This is a genomic window from Paraburkholderia sp. Clong3, from assembly GCF_050436485.1.
Classification (GTDB): domain Bacteria; phylum Pseudomonadota; class Gammaproteobacteria; order Burkholderiales; family Burkholderiaceae; genus Paraburkholderia; species Paraburkholderia tuberum.
Map to the genome: position 1 here is coordinate 341,514 of NZ_JBNDMH010000001.1, position 17,295 is coordinate 358,808.

Here is a 17,295-nt window from a genome sequence, read left to right on the forward strand (position 1 = left end):
TTGCATCGTGATCGCGGCACCGAAGGCCGAGTGTGCCCGCGCCGGGTTCTGTCGGACCCTCGATGTCAGTGCCCTGCCAGCCAGCCCAACTGAGGCCCCGGATATCCCGCGACCCACGTGCCGTTCGCGCTGAAATCCCACGTCGGACCGAAGCTCGCCGGCTCGAGCAACTGGGTGTCCGTGAGTCCGCTCGAACTGGCCACCGCCGTGCCCGAACCGACACCCGCCGCTGCCCCCGACGATTGGCTGTTCCAGAACACGTTCGCCGCGATCCGGCCGCTGTTCGTGCCCGCGATACCGCCCTCCGTCGAGTTCGCGCCCGCCGTGAGTCTGGACGCGGCATACGACTCGCGGATGAAGCCCGTATTGATGCCGACAAGTCCGCCGACAGTCGCGCCGCCGTTCAGGAATTCGTAGGCATACGATCGGCCGATGACGCCATGGTTCGTGCCGACGAGTCCGCCGACCGTGCTTTGCGCACCGCCCGATGCGGGGGCGATCGCGAAAGACTGATCGATGCGGCCATCGTTGAGCCCGACCAGCCCACCGATCTGGCCCACGCCGATGATGTTCACGCCCGCCCACGAACGCTCGATGCGCCCAAAGTTCTCGCCGACCAGACCGCCGGCCACTGTGTTCGTGTTGCCCGGGGCACCGATGGCGCCCGTTGCGCCGACGTTCACCATGTATCCGTAGTTGATGCCGGCCAGCAAGCCGACCGTTTCTCCCGAGGACGTCGCGGTGCCGTCCGCGAGCGTGAAATTGCGCACGACGCCGCTCTTGCCGATCACGCCGAAGAGTCCGGTATCGGCCGCGCTTGAGAGACGCAGATCCGCGGGGAGATGCCCCATGCCGTCGAACTGACCGGTGAACGGATTCGCGGCGGTGCCGATGCCTCCGAACTCCGGCGCACCCGCGAATTCCAGCCCCCTGCTGCCCAACGCATAGTTGCCGGAGAGGTTGTTATTCACCGCGCTCAGGTCCGTCATGGAGTTGACGAGCTGATAGGCCGTGAACTGCGTGACGAGCCCAGTAAACGGCGCGGGGTGCCACGATACGTTGGTGTACACCGTGCCGGGCGTGTAGCTGCCGTTCATGTCGTACAGGCCGCTGACGATGCCCATGCTTCGCGACCAGTCGATCGTGCCCTGGTTGGTCAGACTGCCGCCGTTGTCGAAACCATAGGTGTCGGCGGACAGCGTGAGCGAGCCTGTGCCCCTATTGGCGATGGTCGCCTGCGGTGCGATCGTCAGCGAGTGCGCCGCGTCGAGCGTCAGGGAGGAGGCTCCGTGCCAGCGCACGCTCGCTTCGATCGCGATGTCTCCCTCGCCGGTCGCCCCGAGCTTGCCGTCCGCGCCGTTCGCGAGCACGGAGATGGACGCGCCGTTGCTCAGACTTGCGCCGAGCGTGTTGGCGGTGGGGACGTCCGCGGTGAAGTCCCCCGTGGTGATGTTCCATGCTTTCGCCCGCACATCCGCGCCGCCGACCTTGACGTCCTTGCCGGACATGTCGAGCGTGCCGCCGCTGCCGTCCGCGTTACGCGCGCTGATTTGCGCCCCGCGCGCATCGACGTTGCCGGCGTTGACGACGACCCCGTTGACGGTGGTGTTCGCGACGAGCCAGACGTGGCCGTCGCGCGTCGCGGTGCCGGTGGCGCGCAGGGCGCCCGAATGACCCGCGAGCGCGAAGATATTGCCGTCGGCGGCTTGCACGTTGATGATCGCCGCCCGTACCGTGCCTGAGTTCGTCACCGTGCCGCCGCTTCCCATGTCCACGAAGACTTGTTGAAAGTTGCCGTCGAAGAGCCGGACCTGACGGCCTGCGACGAGTTCGACATTGCCGTTCGGCGCATCGATCGTCCCTGCGTTCGTGACCTTGCTGGCCGATATCAGGAACACGTCCCCACCCGACGAACTGATCTTGCCGAGATTGACTACATCCGCCGTGGAACTGCCTGTGTAAGCCGAGCCACCGAACGCGGGCGGGTTGAGAAAGACGTCGTTGGGGACGTCGAGCGTCGACGCGACGAAACGCCCTCCCGTCGACACCACGCCGCCTGGCCCGATGAGCACGCCATGCGGATTGACGAGGTAGATGCTGCCGGTGCCCTTCAGCGTGCCGTAGATCGCCGACACATCGTTACCCGTCACGCGATTGAGTGTCGCGCCCGTGCCGTTGTTGATCGACACCGTGCGGCACGATCCGATCGAAAAACTGTTCCATTCGATGATGCCGCGCGAGCCCGCTTGCGTGATGCTCATGCCGGCATCGTTCTGAGTGATGCTTCCCGAGCCGGCGACGAAATGCCCGCCTTGCGGCAGGGTACCGGCCGCGCACGCGACGTGCGTCGTGGAAAGTCCGGTCAGCGAAATGGCGATGGCAAATGAAATTCGCACGCTTGCACGACGGCGTTGCGATGGACGTTGCCGCAGCAGAGATGGCCTTCGAGTGCTCATACATCCCCCTTCCACGCTCGCGCGAAACGGTTGCCAACGACCCGTGGAGCCGACCGGAAACGCGTGAGTCGCCGCGTATGAAGATTAGCAGTTCGCCTCGTCGCCACTTAACGACCGTGGCTGATTTGGTCGATATTTCGGCCCGAAATGTTGTTGCGCGACCGGGACGGGATTACCGTCGCCTTCCATCTTGATAACGATTTCAATGCCAGTTTGAAATACCGTTATTACGGGAGGTTATTAAGTCACTGGTTTCAAGCGCGGCCGACCACCGTCAAGCCCCCGTGCGGCGGGCCTTGCAGCCTGGCGGCACCGTGCGCGCCCGGAGTTGCCATCGGGCAGCGCGAACCTTGCTGGGCAACAGCCGCAACGCGACATTTCGGTATACTCGCGAGCTTTCCCAAAAACGATTATTCGCGGCCCTCCGCCCGAGCAGCGACCGCCGTTTCATAGGCGTGCCGCCCTCGCGCGACAAGCGTGCCCGCCCCGCTCACTATGTCCGATCTCTCCACGCCGTTCGGCGCGCCCCGCCGTCTCGTCAATATCAATCCGAAGCCGCTCGCCGTCGCGCTCGCGCTGGTCGTGCTCGGCGCGATCTATCTCGCGCAGACCGTCAGCGTGAAACAGGCCGCGCTGTACGTCCTCGGCGCGCTGCTCGGCGTCACGCTCTATCACGCCGCGTTCGGCTTCACGTCCGCATGGCGCGTGTTCATCGCCGACGGCCGCGGCGCCGGCCTGCGCGCGCAGATGCTGATGCTCGCGATCGGCGTGCTGCTGTTCTTCCCGGCGCTTTCCGCCGGCACGCTATTCGGTCATCCGGTCGTCGGCGAAGTGTCGCCGGTCGGCACGTCGGTCCTGATCGGCGCGTTCATGTTCGGCATCGGCATGCAGCTCGGCGGCGGCTGCGCCTCCGGCACGCTGTATACGGTCGGCGGCGGCAGCACACGGATGGTGGTCACGCTGATCGCGTTCATCATCGGCTCGGTGATCGGCACCGCGCACATGCCGTTCTGGTCCGCGCTGCCGCATCTGCCGCCGATCTCGCTCGTGCAGACGCTCGGCGTCGGCCCGGCGATCGCGCTGAACCTCGTGGTGTTCGCGGCCATCGCGGCGCTGAGCGTGCTGATCGAAAAGCGCCGTCACGGCCGTCTCGTCAGCGGCGTGGATCGCGCCCCGAACGCATCGCCGTGGCTGCATGGCCCGTGGCCGCTCCTCACCGGCGGCGTCGTGCTCGCGATCCTCAACTTCGCGACGCTCGCGCTGTCGGGCCATCCGTGGGGCGTCACGTCGGCGTTCGCGCTGTGGGGCGCGAAGGCGTTCTCCGCGATGGGCGTCGACGTCGCGAGCTGGCATGTGTGGAGCACCGGCCCGAACGCGGCCGCCCTTGCCGCACCGATCAGCCACGACGTGAAGTCGGTCATGGACATCGGCATCGTGATCGGCGCGATGGTTGCCGCTTCGCTGGCCGGCCGCTATGCGCCGGTGTGGCGTCTGCCGCTGCGCTCGCTGATCGCGGCAATCATCGGCGGACTGATTCTCGGCTACGGCGCGCGCCTCGCGTACGGCTGCAATATCGGCGCGTACTTCAGCGGCATCGTGTCGGGCAGCCTGCACGGCTGGCTGTGGCTCGTCTCGGCATTTTTCGGCAACGTGGTCGGCACGAAGCTGCGTCCGGTGTTCGGCCTCGCGGTCGAGCGCGTCAAGCAGACGGGCTGCTGAGCGGGCGGCTTCGGCCGCCTATCGGGCGGGGGCTGCGCTGCCGGCCTCCCTTGCACCCGTCTGAAGCCGTCGCGCGAGTTCGTCAGCGATCTGCTCCGCGCTTTTCCTGACCGCCGTCTTTTCATCGCGGCCGGACAGAACGACCTTCGCGGCGATCACGTACGGGTTGAGCTTGATCACGGCGCCCGGCATATCCCTGCTCGCCCCCTCTTCAACAGTTTCATAGAGCGGCGGTAACTCCGGCGTAGCCAGGTTATCGCAGGAAACCGCGACCTGAAACTGGCTTTGGCCCGCGCCCATACCCACCATCGCGCGACGCAGCCGATTACCCTCATCGACACTGATAAAAACGCCGCGCACCTGCCAGCCGTCGTGGGGCAGCGGTTCACCCGGCGTGACGCGGCGCGCGTCTACTCCGGCCTTCTTCAGATCGTCCGTCAGAGATTGCGCCATCAGCGCAACCATGTCTCGCGCACGCGCCTGCGGATCTTGCTGCTGACGCAGCGGGCCTTCAGGCACGAGATTGCCCAGGATGCCTCGCGCGCGGTGGCCTGGCCCGCTGTCAGGGGCGATGTTCGCGGCGTCGAGATCGAAATCGGAGACATAGACGACCGGCGGCGCGACAGGAGCCGCGAGCGCTGCCGACGAATCCGCGGCCAGACATCCTTGCGCGCTGGCAAACACGTACGTCGCCAGACATACCATTCGCACCCATCGCAACACCATTGCGCACCTCCACGCTGATCGCCTGGTACTAGGGTCTGTTTACATATGGAACGCACGTGCGTTGCCGCGAGAAGGGCCGCTCGCAAGGATTGCGACGCCGCGAATACTCGACGTATTCGCAAGGAGCATGACGCAGCGAGCGGCCCTTCTCGCGGCAACCCCAGTTCTGAATTTCATTCCAGGGGAATGCCCGCTATCGGCCGCATGGCGGCGTCGTGCGTCGCTCACGTGGCGCGGCCACGCAGCGCTCCTTACTCCTTGCCCTGCGGCCGATAGCGGGCATTCGCACGTGCGTTCCATATGTAAACAGACCCTAGTTGCATGGCAGCGACGAAATACGGCATTCATATCGCGGCCGTTCATCCAGCTTAGGTCTTTCAGAAGCGCACCCATGGCTCGATCGTCTGCATCGCGATCTGAAAATCCTATACTGGGTCGGTGCGGTTGCTGACTTCGCGCCTTGTCTGCACATCCGTTTGCGCGAGTCCAATCGTCCGACATGACGCCGCTGAAACCCGGTCAACCGCGCGTTGCGTCATCTGCCCGACAGAACGGAAAATCAAGCCATGCTGACGATCGACGACATCCGCGCCGTGCCGCTGTTCTCGACCCTCCCCGACAGCGAACTGGAAATCCTCGTGCACGCGTGCGCCGACCTGCATCTATGCGCGGGCGAGTTCGCGGTCCATGAAGGCGGCGAGCGCGCGTTATACGCCGTGCTGTCGGGCAAGATGGAAGTCATCAAGACGTTCGACGGCATCGAGCGAACCTTGGGCTGGCGTCTGCCCGGCACGATCTTCGGCGAAGTGCCGCTCGCGCTGAGCTCACCGTTTCCGGGCGCGTATCGAGCGGCCGAGCCTTCGCGCGTGATGCGGGTCGACGCGCCGCAATACTATGCGCTCGCGGCGGCGTCGCCCGACGTGGCGTTCAAGATGGGCGCGCTCGCGCGCGAACGCATCGGCGGGCTGCAAAGCCTTTCCGCCGAGCCGCCGAAGGCGCGTGTGACGATCGTCGGCAACCGTTGGGACAATGCGTGCACGCTGCTGCGTCAGTTCCTCGCGCGCAATCAGATCAGCGTCGACTGGCTGGCGCCGGATGCGCCCGAATTGGCCGCGCGCTGGCCTGGCACGTGTCCGACGGAAGGCGAGTGCCCCGCGTTGCGCCTCGTCGACGGCACAGTGCTGAGGCGGCCCGCGACCCGCGAGCTTGCGGGACTGCTCGGCCTCCAGACGCAGCCGCGTCTGGCCGGATACGACACGGCGATCATCGGCGGCGGCCCCGCGGGGCTGGCTGCCGCCGTATACGGCGCGTCGGAAGGTCTGCGCACGCTGGTGCTGGAGCGCGAGGCGCCGGGCGGACAGGCGGGCACGTCCTCGCGCATCGAAAATTATCTCGGCTTTCCCAATGGTGTTTCCGGCGACGAACTCGCGAGCCGCGCGCTGCAACAGGCACGGCGGCTCGGCGCGGAGATCCTCGTCACGCGCTCGGTCGAGCGCATCGATGTGCAGGCGCGGCGGATTCATCTCGATGGCGGCGACGCCGTGCACGCTCGAACCATCATTCTCGCGACGGGCGTCACGTGGCGGCGGCTTGCGATCGACGGCTTCGACCGCTTTATCGGCAAGGGGATTTACTACGGCGCGGCGCGCAGCGAAGCGAGCGCGACGCACGGCCTCGATGTCCATCTGATCGGCGGCGGCAATTCGGCCGGCCAGGCGGCGTTGTACTTCGCCAATCATGCGCGCAGCGTGACGCTCGTCGTGCGCGGCGATTCGCTCGAAAAGGGCATGTCGCGCTATCTCGTCGAACAGCTAGCGGGCAAATCGAATGTCGCGGTGCGGCTGCGCTCGGAAGTCGTCGGCGCGCATGGCGATACGCATCTGACGGCCATCAGCGTTCGCGACTCGACGAGCGACGCAGTGAGCCGACACGACTGCGGCGGTCTGTTCGTCTTCATCGGAGCGGATGCGCAGACGGAGTGGCTGCCGCCCGAAATCGCGCGCGATGTGCGCGGCTACGTTCTGACCGGCGATGACGTCGTCAAGGCCGGACGCTGGTCGCATCAGCGCGATCCTTCTCTGCTCGAATCGAGCGTGGCTGGCGTGTTCGCGTGCGGAGACGTGAGACTGAGTCCTGTGAAGCGCGTCGCTTCGGCCGTCGGCGAGGGCAGCATGGCGATTGCTTTCGCGCACAGGTATTTGCAGTCGGACGGAGCTTGAGTTCGTCGCGTGAGTCTGCTGCGCGATCGGGTTGCGCGGCCGCTATGTATTCGCAGGCAGCGCGACGCGTTCCAATACCGTCATCGGGCCGAGCCTTTCGATCACATCCAGTTGAGCCGCATCGCGCACGAACAGCGAACCCGCAAAGCCGAGCGCGTTGACCGACACGCCTTCGACTCGCTCTTGCGATCTCGGCACGAGCAACATCCAGCGCCGCGTGACCAGCAGGTTGTAGGGCGTCGCATGACAGCAGGCACGGTCGATTTCGAGCGCGCCGATATCCGCCGCGTCGAGCAGCGTGCGATAGCGGGAAAGCGCCAGCTTCGGCGCATCCGCGCGAGCCAGATCATCGGCGTGAAAGCGTGCGAACGCATGCCGAAACGGCAGATCCGGCAAGCCGTTCTCCGCACCGAGCAAGGGCTCGACAGGCACGGACGGATCGGCTTCCCCGAGCGGCAGCGGCACGATCTGCAGGTGCTTGTGCGGCTGGCTCGCGCCCGCCTGCGTGCCGGCGTTGTAAAAGCCGATGCCGTCGAATTCGGCCATGCACGCGAGCAGCGCTTCGAAATCGGCAAGATCGAGCAGCGCTTCCTGCGGTTCGAATTCGCGCGTGACGATCAGCAGATGATGATCGATCACGTTGAACTTGTTCAGCAACGCGAGGTGAGTATCGGAGATGTCGGCGACGAACAGATCCGGCTCATAGGGAAGAAATGGGTTCGCCTGAGGGTGCTTTGCCGTCTGCAGCTTTCGCGCTTGCTCGCGTTGCTGTTCCTTGCGCGTCAGGCTCGACACCTGACGCACGAGAAAGCGGATGCCGCCGCTGTCGATCACGGACTGTTGCGTGTCGATCGGTCGCAGCGCGCCGCAGCTCAGCGCATGTCCGGTCTGTCGCACAATGGCGGGCCATAGCGTGCCCGGAATCAGGCGTCGTTGTCGTTCCATAGCATGTCGGCAGGCGTGGCGGCGCGCGTGAAGCGGGTGAACGCGCAGCCGCTACAGCTTGTAGCCTATCGTGCGCAAAAGATCCTTGCGCCATTGAATGTCCTCCGCGCTTTCCGTGCCGACCGGCGAAAAACCATCGATCACGCCGACGATACCTCGCCCCTGATCTGTTTCAGCGATCAGCACTTCGACGGGATTCGCCGTTGCGCAGAAGATGCGGCAGACCTCCGGCACGGCCTTGATCGTGTTCAGCACGTTGACGGGGAAAAAGCCGTCGCCCAGAAACACGAAGAAGCTATGGCCCGCGCCGACGTTGGTTGCGTTCTGGCATGCCATCTCGACGAGGCTTTCGTCGGTGCCGGAGCGCCGCACGAGGCGCTTGCCGGAAGCCTCGCAAAACGCGAGACCGAACTTGATGCCGGGCACCGTGCCGACCATCGCTTCGTGAATATCCTCGACAGATTTGATGAAGTGGCTTTGCCCGAGAATGAAGTTGGTCGCTTCGGGCTTGACGACCTTGACGGCGGACAATTGCATGGTGGACCTCGCTCCATTGCGGCAACACGCCGATGAAAACACGTCGAACACAGGCCAACGCGACCGTGGATGGTTCGCGCGTCAGCCGGTCTTCGTCGATCCGGCTTCTAGCCTAGTACTAACCGCGCGTGAGCGAAACCTCGACCGACCACGAGCCGCGGGATTCGAACGCGCCCGGACACCGCTTCCGGGTCGCGCCGGTCCAGGATCGAGCAGGCAGAGAAAGCCTGGCTTATGGCGGCACTGATCGACCAAAAGCCGATTCATCCTCATAGCGTTTTGACCCGCTTTAAACCCCTTCGCACCGCGGCGACCTCTCCGGGTCAACAAGGTCAACCGCCGGTTTACGCCCCCGACCGAGTGTGCAAGTATCTTCACCAAGCCGCATCCCGCACACTCTTGCGAGGTTCACGATGGCCTGGAAACTTTGGAAGACCGAGAAGCGGTACGACGAGACGCGAAGCTGGCCGAGCGGCACGCATGAGTCGTTGAAGCAGCTTCTGGATATGTATCTGGGCAGCGACTCGCCGCCGTTTGCGAACTGGGCCGCGCCTGGAATTACTTTTACGCCCGAAGTCGAAACGCTCGCGCGAAACGGAGTCCGGGGGTATCAGCTTGCCCTCTGGTTGTGGCTTTTTGCCGAGAAGCACGGCACGATCGCGGCAAAAATGGTGCGCGAGTCTTTGTGCCTGCTCGCCGACGCGATGCAACCGTCGTCCGGCGACAAGATCGACTCGCTCCTCGACCTCGAAAACCGCCTCGCGCATTCTGTCGAGGACCTTTCCGCTCAACAGCGCACCTTCCGACTGGAGGGTCTGTCCGTCGAGCTACCCATGGAGTTTTTCCTCGCTACCGCCTTCCTCAGGCTCGCACCGGACTCGCCTTACGCCGGGAACGAAGGCACCGACCTGCAAGGCAACGACTTCAAACTGGCCGACTGTTTTGAGCATGCAACCGAAGAGGGGCTGGCGGTATTCCGGCCCATGATAGACGCGGTCGACTTCGACGCGAAATCGCTGCCCAACTGGAGATGGAGCGCTCATCCCGGCGCCGCCGAGCGACACCTGCAACGCCGCCACAAGAATCCCCTTTTCGCCCTTCATCGCCAGATGGTGACGGCTCACGAGGTCTATGAGGCACGGCTCGCCGACGCTCGGGCCATCGAGGACATCAGGACCGAGCTCAATGAGACTAGCCGGTCGTTCTCCGAGACGACCGAATTGCCGTTGAACTGGCAGCCCTTCCTCGAAGGATACCGGGACCACGTCGACAGGCTCGACGAACGCCGGCTCGTCGTTGGCGGACAGAGCACGTCGCTCGGCAATGCAATTGCAGCGTTGCGCGCCGACATACTTGCGACCTGGCGCGCTTCGATTCACAAGAACCGGCACAGTCTCGCGACTCTGGAGCAGGAAGAAGCGAAACGGGCTGAGCGACGGACGCTGCTGTATGGATGCGAGTGGACGGCCCAGCTTTTGAGCCACGGGTCGCTGATTCCGCCGGAAGAGGTGGTTCCCGCCCTGCTAAGCGAGCCCCCCTCCGAGCTGGAAAAGGTGGTGACCGGTCTGCGGGGCGAACCGCGACTGCATGAGACGCTTGCGCAGTGTTGTGCTACTGCGCATCGGCTTGTGAACGAGCTTCGCGCGGCTGGCCATCAGCTTCCCGACATCGACGACAAGCTTCGCATTCTGGATGGTGCGCCCGGCCAGTTGCCGGTCTGATCGTCTTCGAGGTGTGCCATGTCTTGTTACCTATTTGGATGCCACGCCCGACCCACAAAAGGCCACTTATGAACTCTTCCTCTCGCGACCCGCTCGATGTAGCGACCGAGGCGGTATCTACGCTTTCAGAGTACCTGGAGCTTTCGCTAGACAAAGGAAAGAGCCTGATTTTTGTGCTCTCTCAAGGCGAAAATTGCGAAGTCTACCTTGGTGATCCTGGCGAGCCAGACGCGGACTGGACAAGCTGCGCGGCCATTCCGAACAAGCTGGTCCACGCGCTTCTGGAGACCACGCGGTCAGGATTCAACCAGTTGGTCATTGAAGGACAGGCCTACCGCTTCGCTCGGACCTTCGCGCAAGTTGCCGAGCATGGCGCTGTCGTCTTCACACCTGCGTAGACGTTGTAGCCAATCACGTTGATGCATTTGATCATGGATGATCGTGACGATTTCCTTGTGCGCAACATGGCGTTCCGCGAGGTCGATCTGGCGGTCGAATGGGCTGCGGCAGAGGGGTGGAATCCGGGCCTCGACGACGCGAGGTGCTTCTGGAATGCAGACCCCAATGGCTTTTTCGTCGGTACCTGGCGTGGGGAGCCGGTGGCATGTATCTCGGCAGTCGCCTACGATGAGCGCTTCGGTTTCATCGGCCTTTACATCGTCAAGCCGGCGTTTCGCGCCAGGGGTTTCGGTCTGCGCACCTGGCAGCACGCGATGCGCTATCTGGGAGATCGTACGATCGGCCTCGATGGTGTCGTTGCCCAGCAGCAGAACTATCAAAAATCCGGCTTCCAGCTCGCCTATCGCAACATCCGCTTCCAGGGCGTCGTGCAAGCGGCGTCGACGCCAAGCCTGACGAACGCGCGGGAGGTACCCTTCGCGCAACTGGTTGCCTACGACAGCGCGTGTTTTTCGACCGCCCGTCCCCGCTTCCTGGCGGACTGGATCGCGCAACCACAGGCGCTGGCCCTGGCGGATGTGCGCAACGCTCAGATAAGGGGGTACGGCGTGCTGCGCCGTTGCGGGACCGGCTACAAGATCGGTCCGCTCTTTGCCGACGACGCACGGATCGCCAACGATCTGTTCGACGGACTGGTCGCGAGCGTCGCAGGCGAAGTCATCGCGTTCGACGTCCCGGAGGTCAACTCGGCCGCCATAGCGCTCGCTGAACGCTACGGCATGGTTAGCGCGTTCGAAACGGCGCGAATGTACACTCGCACCCCGCCGGCCATTCCCGTGCAACGCGTGTTCGGGGTGAGTTCGTTCGAACTAGGTTGACTGCAAAGATCGAGCCGCTGGCAAAAACCGGCGGTGATGCGCTAGACCTCCACTACGATCCGGGCGGTCCGCCCCGAAAGGGAACGATTATCGAGCGACCGTAAGCGACGACTCACGCATCTGTGCGTAGGTCGACTCGGCAAGCTTCACTTCGTCTCGCGAAGGCTTGGTACGAACGCTCAGATAGCCGACGGTCTTGCCGCCTTCAATCACCGGTGTGACGGTCGCGCATACCCGGTAATGGTCACCATTCTTGCGGCGGTTTTTCACGAGCGCTGTCCTCGCGACATGAACGTCACTTTCGCGAGACCCTCTTCTTCCTTTCCGGAACTTCGACGGTGGCGTCGACCGGTGTGAACGGTGCGTGAAAATGATCGACGAGGAAGTCGATGAAGGCGCGCGCCCGCGCGGTCTGATTGCGCTGCCTGGGGTAATAGACGAACAGGTCCGCGGACGGCAGCACGGTATTCGGCAGCACCAGCTTAAGGCGCCCGCTCTGTACATACTTGGCCAGATCCCATTCAGAGCGAATCAGAATCCCATGACCGTCGAGCGCCCACCGAAGGACAATGTCGCCGTCATTGCTCGATAGCGCGCCTTTCACCTTGATCGCCTCGATGTGGTCGTTCACGATGTAGCGCCACACGCCATAAGCGTCATCGTTCTGCCGATGAATGATGCAGCGATGCTGGTGCAGGTCCTCCACCCGCTCGGGCGTTCCAGAACGTTCCAGATATTTCGGGGACGCGCAAAGAAAGCGGCGATTGCTCATGATGCGCCTCGCGCTCAGGCGACTGTCGGGTAGCTCGCCGAACCGTATCGCCATGTCGAAGGCCCCTTCGACGAGATCGACCGGCCGGTCTGTCACCTCGAACTGAACTTCGACATTCGGAAAACGCTTTGCAAAGTCGGAGACGAGCGGCGCGATGGTCGTCCTGCCAAAACCGAGCGTCGCGTTGATGCGCAACGGCCCATGCGGATCGCGTCTGGCGCCGGATATGGCCTCCTCCATCTCGCGGACCTGCCCGACGATCTGGGACGCGTAGCGCAGATAGGTCTCGCCCTCGGGTGTCAGGCTGACGCTGCGCGTGGTCCGGTTGACCAGACGCGCGCCGAGCCGCTGCTCGATGATCCCCAGCCGCTTGGTCGCCGCTGGCGGACTCAGATCGAGCGCCCGGGCGGCGCCGGACATGCTCCTGAGATTCGCCAGGAGAATGAAGAACTCAAAGTCGGATGCGGGAGCAGTACTCACTTTTGGTGAAATATGTAATGAACGTAAGTGAATTCTAGCAAGCTCTTTCGCGGCTAAGCTATGCAACACATTGAAGCCGGTGTGGCTCAATAACTGTTCAAATCTCTGGAGACAGTGGCGTGAGAATCGTTGAAATCCGCGAAAAAACCGTTCCGATCAGTTCCCCGATCCGGAACGCCTACATCGACTTCAGCAAAATGACCTCGAGTCTCGTCGCGGTCGTCACGGACGTCATTCGCGACGGCAAGCCGGTGATCGGCTACGGCTTCAACTCGAACGGCCGTTACGGCCAGGGCAAGCTGATGCGCGAGCGCTTCATCCCGCGCCTGCTCGAGGCCGCCCCTGCCTCGCTGGTCGACGACTCCGGCGACAATCTCGATCCCCACAAGATCTGGGCGACGATGTTCATCAACGAGAAGCCCGGTGGCCACGGTGAGCGGTCCGTCGCCATCGGCACGATCGACATGGCCGTCTGGGACGCGGTGGCGAAAATCGCGGGCAAACCGCTGTTTCAGCTCCTCGCGCAACGGTACGGCAATGGCCAGGCCAACCGCAAGATCTTCGTCTACGCGGCGGGCGGCTACTACTATCCGGGCCAGGACCACGAAAAGCTCAAGGATGAGATGCGCAGCTACATCGACCGGGGCTACACGGTCGTGAAGAAGAAAATCGGCGGTGCCTCGCTCGACGAAGACCTGCGACGCATCGACTCGATCCTCAGCGTGCTGCAGGACGGCCAGAAGCTCGCGGTCGATGCCAATGGCCGCTTCGACCTCGATACGGCGATCAGGTATGCGAAGGCCCTGTCGCAGTACGACCTGTTCTGGTACGAAGAGGCGGGCGACCCGCTCGACTTCGAGTTGCAGGCGACGCTGCGCAACTACTATGACAAGCCGATGGCAACTGGCGAAAACCTGTTCTCGATGCAGGATGCTCGCAACCTGATCCGCTACGGCGGCATGCGCCCCGATCGCGACTGGCTGCAATTCGATTGCGCGTTGAGCTACGGCCTCGTTGAATATCTGCGAACGCTCGACATGCTGCATCAGCATGGCTGGTCGCGCAGCCGTTGTATTCCCCACGGCGGGCACCAGATGTCGCTGAACATCGCGGCGGGCCTCGGACTTGGCGGCAACGAATCGTACCCGGACCTGTTCCAGCCATACGGCGGCTTCCCCGACGGCGTTCGCGTCGAGAACGGATATATCACGATGCCGGAGCTGCCCGGCATCGGCTTCGAAGGCAAATCCGACCTCATCGCCGAGATGCGCAAGTTGGCTGAATGACGCGCGCGCAACGGCACCGACCAGTATTCCCGGTTGAATGGCTCATATAAAGACGGAACGAAGCCGGCTCAATGCGGCCTTTCCACGCTGCTGCGTGGGAGGGCCGCATTTTCCCTTTGAAGACGCCGTGCACAGGAGACAGACATGCCAGTATCGAAAGTAAGAAGAGCACTTTCCAAGCTGTACGTTCAGGTCCTCATCGGGATCGTGGCCGGTGTCCTGCTCGGCCACTTCTACCCCGAGCTCGCCTCGCAGATGAAACCGCTGGGCGACCTGTTCATCAAGCTGATCCGGATGCTGCTTGCACCGATCATCTTTGCATCGGTCGTGGTCGGGATTGCGCGCATGAACGACCTTCATCAAGCGGGCCGGGTTGGCGTGAAAGCCCTCCTGTATTTTGAACTGGCGTCGACCATTGCGCTCATAGCGGGAATGGTGGTCGTCAATGTCATCAAACCCGGCAGCGGAATGAACATCGATCCCTCGCAGATCGATGCCGCTGCGATTTCGACCTACACGCACGCGGCGCAGCAACACGGCATGCTCGACTTCTTCATGAGCATCGTTCCGAATAGCATCGTCGGGGCATTCGCCAAAGGCGAGATGCTTCCCATCATTTTCTTTTCAGTCCTGCTCGCCATCTCGCTGGCAAAGCTCGGCCCTCGTGCCGCGCCATTCGTCGACATGCTCGACATGTTCCTTCAAGGAATGTTCGGCGTCGTGCGAATCGTCATGTACGTTGCTCCGATCGGCGCGTTCGGGGGCATGGCCTTCACCATCGGCAAATACGGCATCGGCACCCTGGCATCGTTCGGCGAGTTGATGCTTTGTCTGTATCTGACTTCGTTCTTCTTCGTGTTCGTCGTGCTCGGCCTCGTCATGAAAATGTGCGGGCTATCGCTGTGGAAGTTTCTCCGCTACATCAGGGACGAGATTCTGATTACGCTCGGCACGGCGTCGACGGAAGCGGTGTTGCCGCAAATGCTGATCAAGATGGAAGCGCTGGGCTGCCCTCGCCCAGTGGTCGGCATGGTCTTGCCTACCGGCTACACGTTCAATGCCGATGGAACGGCGATTTATCTGACGATGGCGGCCTTGTTCATCGCCCAGGCGATGAACGTCCACCTGAGCATCTGGGACCAGTTGCTCGTGCTCGGCGTACTGCTGCTCACGTCGAAGGGCTCTGCGGGTGTGGCCGGGGCGGGATTCGTCGCACTGGCCGCGACGCTCGCCTCGATGCACAAGATTCCCGTGGAAGGCCTCGTGCTGCTGCTCGGCGTGGACCGCTTTCTCAACGAGGCGCGCGCAGTCACGAACCTGATCGGCAATGGCGTTGCCACCGTCGTCGTCGCTCGCTGGGAGGGGCAACTCGACAGGAAGCTGGCGCGCGCGGTGCTGGATCGCGACCATACGCCTCACTTCCACACACCTGGTCCTGCCGCGCAACCGGCGATCCCGCCGGCACCGACGACCGAAGCCGCCGCGGTTCTCGACGGCTCGCCGAATCATCGCTAGAACTGAACTTTTCCGGGTGGGTGCCGTTAATGCAGAGATATCTCACTCCACCGAGTTCAGCATGAAACTGACCATCAAGTTCCGTCTTCTCGCCACACTCACCTTGCTCGGGATCCTGCTGACGGTGAACGGCGTGCTGGGGATCGCCGGCATGCGTGGTTCAAACCATGCCGTTGCGCAGGCGTACACGAACGACGTGGCTGCCGCTACCGCGCTCGGCAGGTCCAACCTGAACCTGACGGTAGTGCGTACCACGCTCGACCGCGTGCTGCTGCACCCGGAAGCAGCGGACAGAGCCGCGCTCATCGATAAGGCGCGCAACTATCTTGCGGTCTCCGACAAGGCCTGGAAAGAGTACCGCGCACTGCCCGTTTCCGAGGCCGAGGCGGCCTTGTCGAAGGCCGTGGCCGACGCCCGTGAAGCGATGCTGCATGGCGGACTCGAGCCGATGATGGACGCGATGAGCCGTGGCGACCATGAAGCCGCCGACCACGATGCGATGGTCGTGATGCCACCGCTGTCGGCGGCTCTCACGCAGAAAACCGCGGCTCTGGACAAGTTTCGCAACGAGCAGGGCAATGTGCGTTACAAGACGGCACAGGACCGGTATGACACCCTCGTGACAATTACCGGAATCGCTATCGCCGTCGGTCTTCTGACCTGCGTCACCTGCGGTTTCACGCTGCTTCGCGCAATCGCGCGCCCGATCGATATGACGGTGCGCCATGTCGAGCGACTCGCTCAGGGTGACATGTCGCAGCAATTGCGCTTCGACAGTGATGACGAAATGGGTCGCCTCGTCAGAAGCGTCGGGCAGATGCAGAAGGACATCGGCACGATGATCGAACAGATCGCGCGCGGCAGCGAGTCGATCGCATCCGCGACCCAGCAGATCTCGGCCGGCAACGCGGACCTGTCGGCGCGCACCGAGACGCAGGCGGCGTCCATCGAGGAAACGGCGGCGAGCATGGAGCAACTCACCAATGCCGTCACGGAGAACGCCGCGCACGCGCGTGAAGCGCGCGAGCTGGCCGACGCGACGAAGACGACGGCCGGTGCGGGTGCGGACGTGGTGCGTCAGGTCATCGCCGCGATGAGCGACATTCACGACGGTGCGAAGAGGATGGGCGAGATCATTGGCGTGATCGAAGGCATCGCCTTTCAAACCAACATCCTTGCGTTGAATGCGGCTGTCGAGGCTGCTCGCGCCGGAGAGGAAGGACGTGGCTTTGCCGTCGTCGCTGGCGAGGTGCGCAATCTCGCCCAGCGCTCAGCGACAGCGGCGAAGGAAATCAAGGAGCTCATCGACGCCTCGACAGCCCGCGTCGCGGACGGTTCGCGCCTGGTCGGTCGGGCCGGTGAGACCATGGGCGAAGTACAGACGGCCGTCAGCCGCGTCACGTCGATCATGAGCGACATCGCGACGGCCTCGGCCGAACAGAGCGATGGCATCGAGGAAGTCAATCGGGCGATTACGCAGATGGACCAGATGTCGCAGCAAAATGCCGCGCTGGTCGAGCAGGCAGCCGCCGCGGCCGCGTCGCTGACCGAGCAGACCGGTCTGTTGACGAAGGCGGCGGGTCGATTTCGCTTTGCGTCCCTGTCCTGATGCCGCGCTACGGGCTCGCCTGCCGCTGCTGGC

13 protein-coding genes and 1 pseudogene are annotated in these 17,295 nt (G+C 63.4%); 8 read left to right on the plus strand and 6 right to left on the minus strand.

What is annotated here, in order from left to right; genetic code table 11:
* Positions 1-65 precede the first annotated feature (65 nt).
* Positions 66-2,396 (minus strand): filamentous hemagglutinin N-terminal domain-containing protein, encoded by a 2,331-nt coding sequence (locus tag OKW30_RS01740; protein ID WP_429345801.1) that lies wholly within the window; start codon positions 2,394-2,396, stop codon positions 66-68.
* Between the two features lie 555 nt (positions 2,397-2,951).
* Between OKW30_RS01740 and OKW30_RS01745 the strand changes: the two genes are divergently transcribed.
* Positions 2,952-4,175: a YeeE/YedE family protein gene (locus tag OKW30_RS01745; protein ID WP_187630561.1), complete on the plus strand. Its 1,224-nt coding sequence runs from the start codon at positions 2,952-2,954 to the stop codon at positions 4,173-4,175.
* Between the two features lie 18 nt (positions 4,176-4,193).
* Here the strand turns inward: OKW30_RS01745 and OKW30_RS01750 are convergent, their stop codons facing one another.
* Positions 4,194-4,901 (minus strand): DUF4410 domain-containing protein, encoded by a 708-nt coding sequence (locus OKW30_RS01750; RefSeq protein ID WP_429345802.1) that lies wholly within the window; start codon positions 4,899-4,901, stop codon positions 4,194-4,196.
* Between the two features lie 566 nt (positions 4,902-5,467).
* Between OKW30_RS01750 and OKW30_RS01755 the strand changes: the two genes are divergently transcribed.
* Positions 5,468-7,120 (plus strand): FAD-dependent oxidoreductase, encoded by a 1,653-nt coding sequence (locus OKW30_RS01755; RefSeq protein ID WP_429345803.1) that lies wholly within the window; start codon positions 5,468-5,470, stop codon positions 7,118-7,120.
* 42 nt (positions 7,121-7,162) lie between these two features.
* On the opposite strand, the gene OKW30_RS01760 is transcribed toward OKW30_RS01755, so the two are convergent.
* Together OKW30_RS01760 and OKW30_RS01765 are read right to left on the minus strand one after the other, a co-directional pair.
* Entirely contained in the window at positions 7,163-8,065 is a 903-nt protein-coding gene (locus OKW30_RS01760; protein WP_429345804.1) for an ATP adenylyltransferase family protein, read from the minus strand.
* A 51-nt stretch (positions 8,066-8,116) separates the two neighbouring features.
* Positions 8,117-8,602 (minus strand): adenosine-specific kinase, encoded by a 486-nt coding sequence (locus tag OKW30_RS01765; protein ID WP_429345805.1) that lies wholly within the window; start codon positions 8,600-8,602, stop codon positions 8,117-8,119.
* 413 nt (positions 8,603-9,015) lie between these two features.
* Here OKW30_RS01765 and OKW30_RS01770 point away from each other — a divergent pair, with 413 nt between their 5' ends.
* From OKW30_RS01770 to OKW30_RS01780, 3 genes are all read left to right on the plus strand, one after another.
* The gene (locus OKW30_RS01770) at positions 9,016-10,323 is read left to right on the plus strand and encodes a tryptophan leader peptide (RefSeq protein ID WP_429345806.1); all 1,308 of its coding nucleotides are present in this window, start codon (positions 9,016-9,018) and stop codon (positions 10,321-10,323) included.
* 68 nt (positions 10,324-10,391) lie between these two features.
* Complete coding sequence (locus OKW30_RS01775) at positions 10,392-10,721, plus strand: hypothetical protein (RefSeq protein ID WP_187631739.1); 330 nt, start codon at positions 10,392-10,394, stop codon at positions 10,719-10,721.
* A gap of 33 nt (positions 10,722-10,754) precedes the next feature.
* A complete protein-coding gene (locus OKW30_RS01780; protein WP_429345807.1) occupies positions 10,755-11,600 on the plus strand; it encodes a GNAT family N-acetyltransferase in 846 nt (281 codons plus the stop codon).
* A gap of 114 nt (positions 11,601-11,714) precedes the next feature.
* On the opposite strand, the pseudogene OKW30_RS01785 reads toward OKW30_RS01780, so the two are convergent.
* Positions 11,715-11,879 (minus strand): annotated as a pseudogene (locus OKW30_RS01785) (chemotaxis protein); the annotation flags it as partial.
* A 16-nt stretch (positions 11,880-11,895) separates the two neighbouring features.
* Positions 11,896-12,792: a LysR substrate-binding domain-containing protein gene (locus OKW30_RS01790; protein ID WP_409340040.1), complete on the minus strand. Its 897-nt coding sequence runs from the start codon at positions 12,790-12,792 to the stop codon at positions 11,896-11,898.
* 179 nt (positions 12,793-12,971) lie between these two features.
* Between OKW30_RS01790 and OKW30_RS01795 the strand changes: the two genes are divergently transcribed.
* The 3 genes from OKW30_RS01795 (at position 12,972) to OKW30_RS01805 (ending at position 17,262) form a co-directional block, all read left to right on the plus strand.
* Entirely contained in the window at positions 12,972-14,138 is a 1,167-nt protein-coding gene (locus OKW30_RS01795; RefSeq protein ID WP_184069617.1) for a mandelate racemase/muconate lactonizing enzyme family protein, read from the plus strand.
* 144 nt (positions 14,139-14,282) lie between these two features.
* Positions 14,283-15,653, plus strand: a complete 1,371-nt coding sequence (locus OKW30_RS01800) for a dicarboxylate/amino acid:cation symporter (protein WP_184069615.1) — start codon at positions 14,283-14,285, stop codon at positions 15,651-15,653.
* Between the two features lie 61 nt (positions 15,654-15,714).
* Positions 15,715-17,262 carry a methyl-accepting chemotaxis protein gene (locus tag OKW30_RS01805; protein ID WP_429346091.1) on the plus strand — a complete coding sequence of 516 codons (1,548 nt, stop codon included), beginning with the start codon at positions 15,715-15,717 and terminating at the stop codon, positions 17,260-17,262.
* The last annotated feature ends 33 nt before the right edge of the window (positions 17,263-17,295 follow it).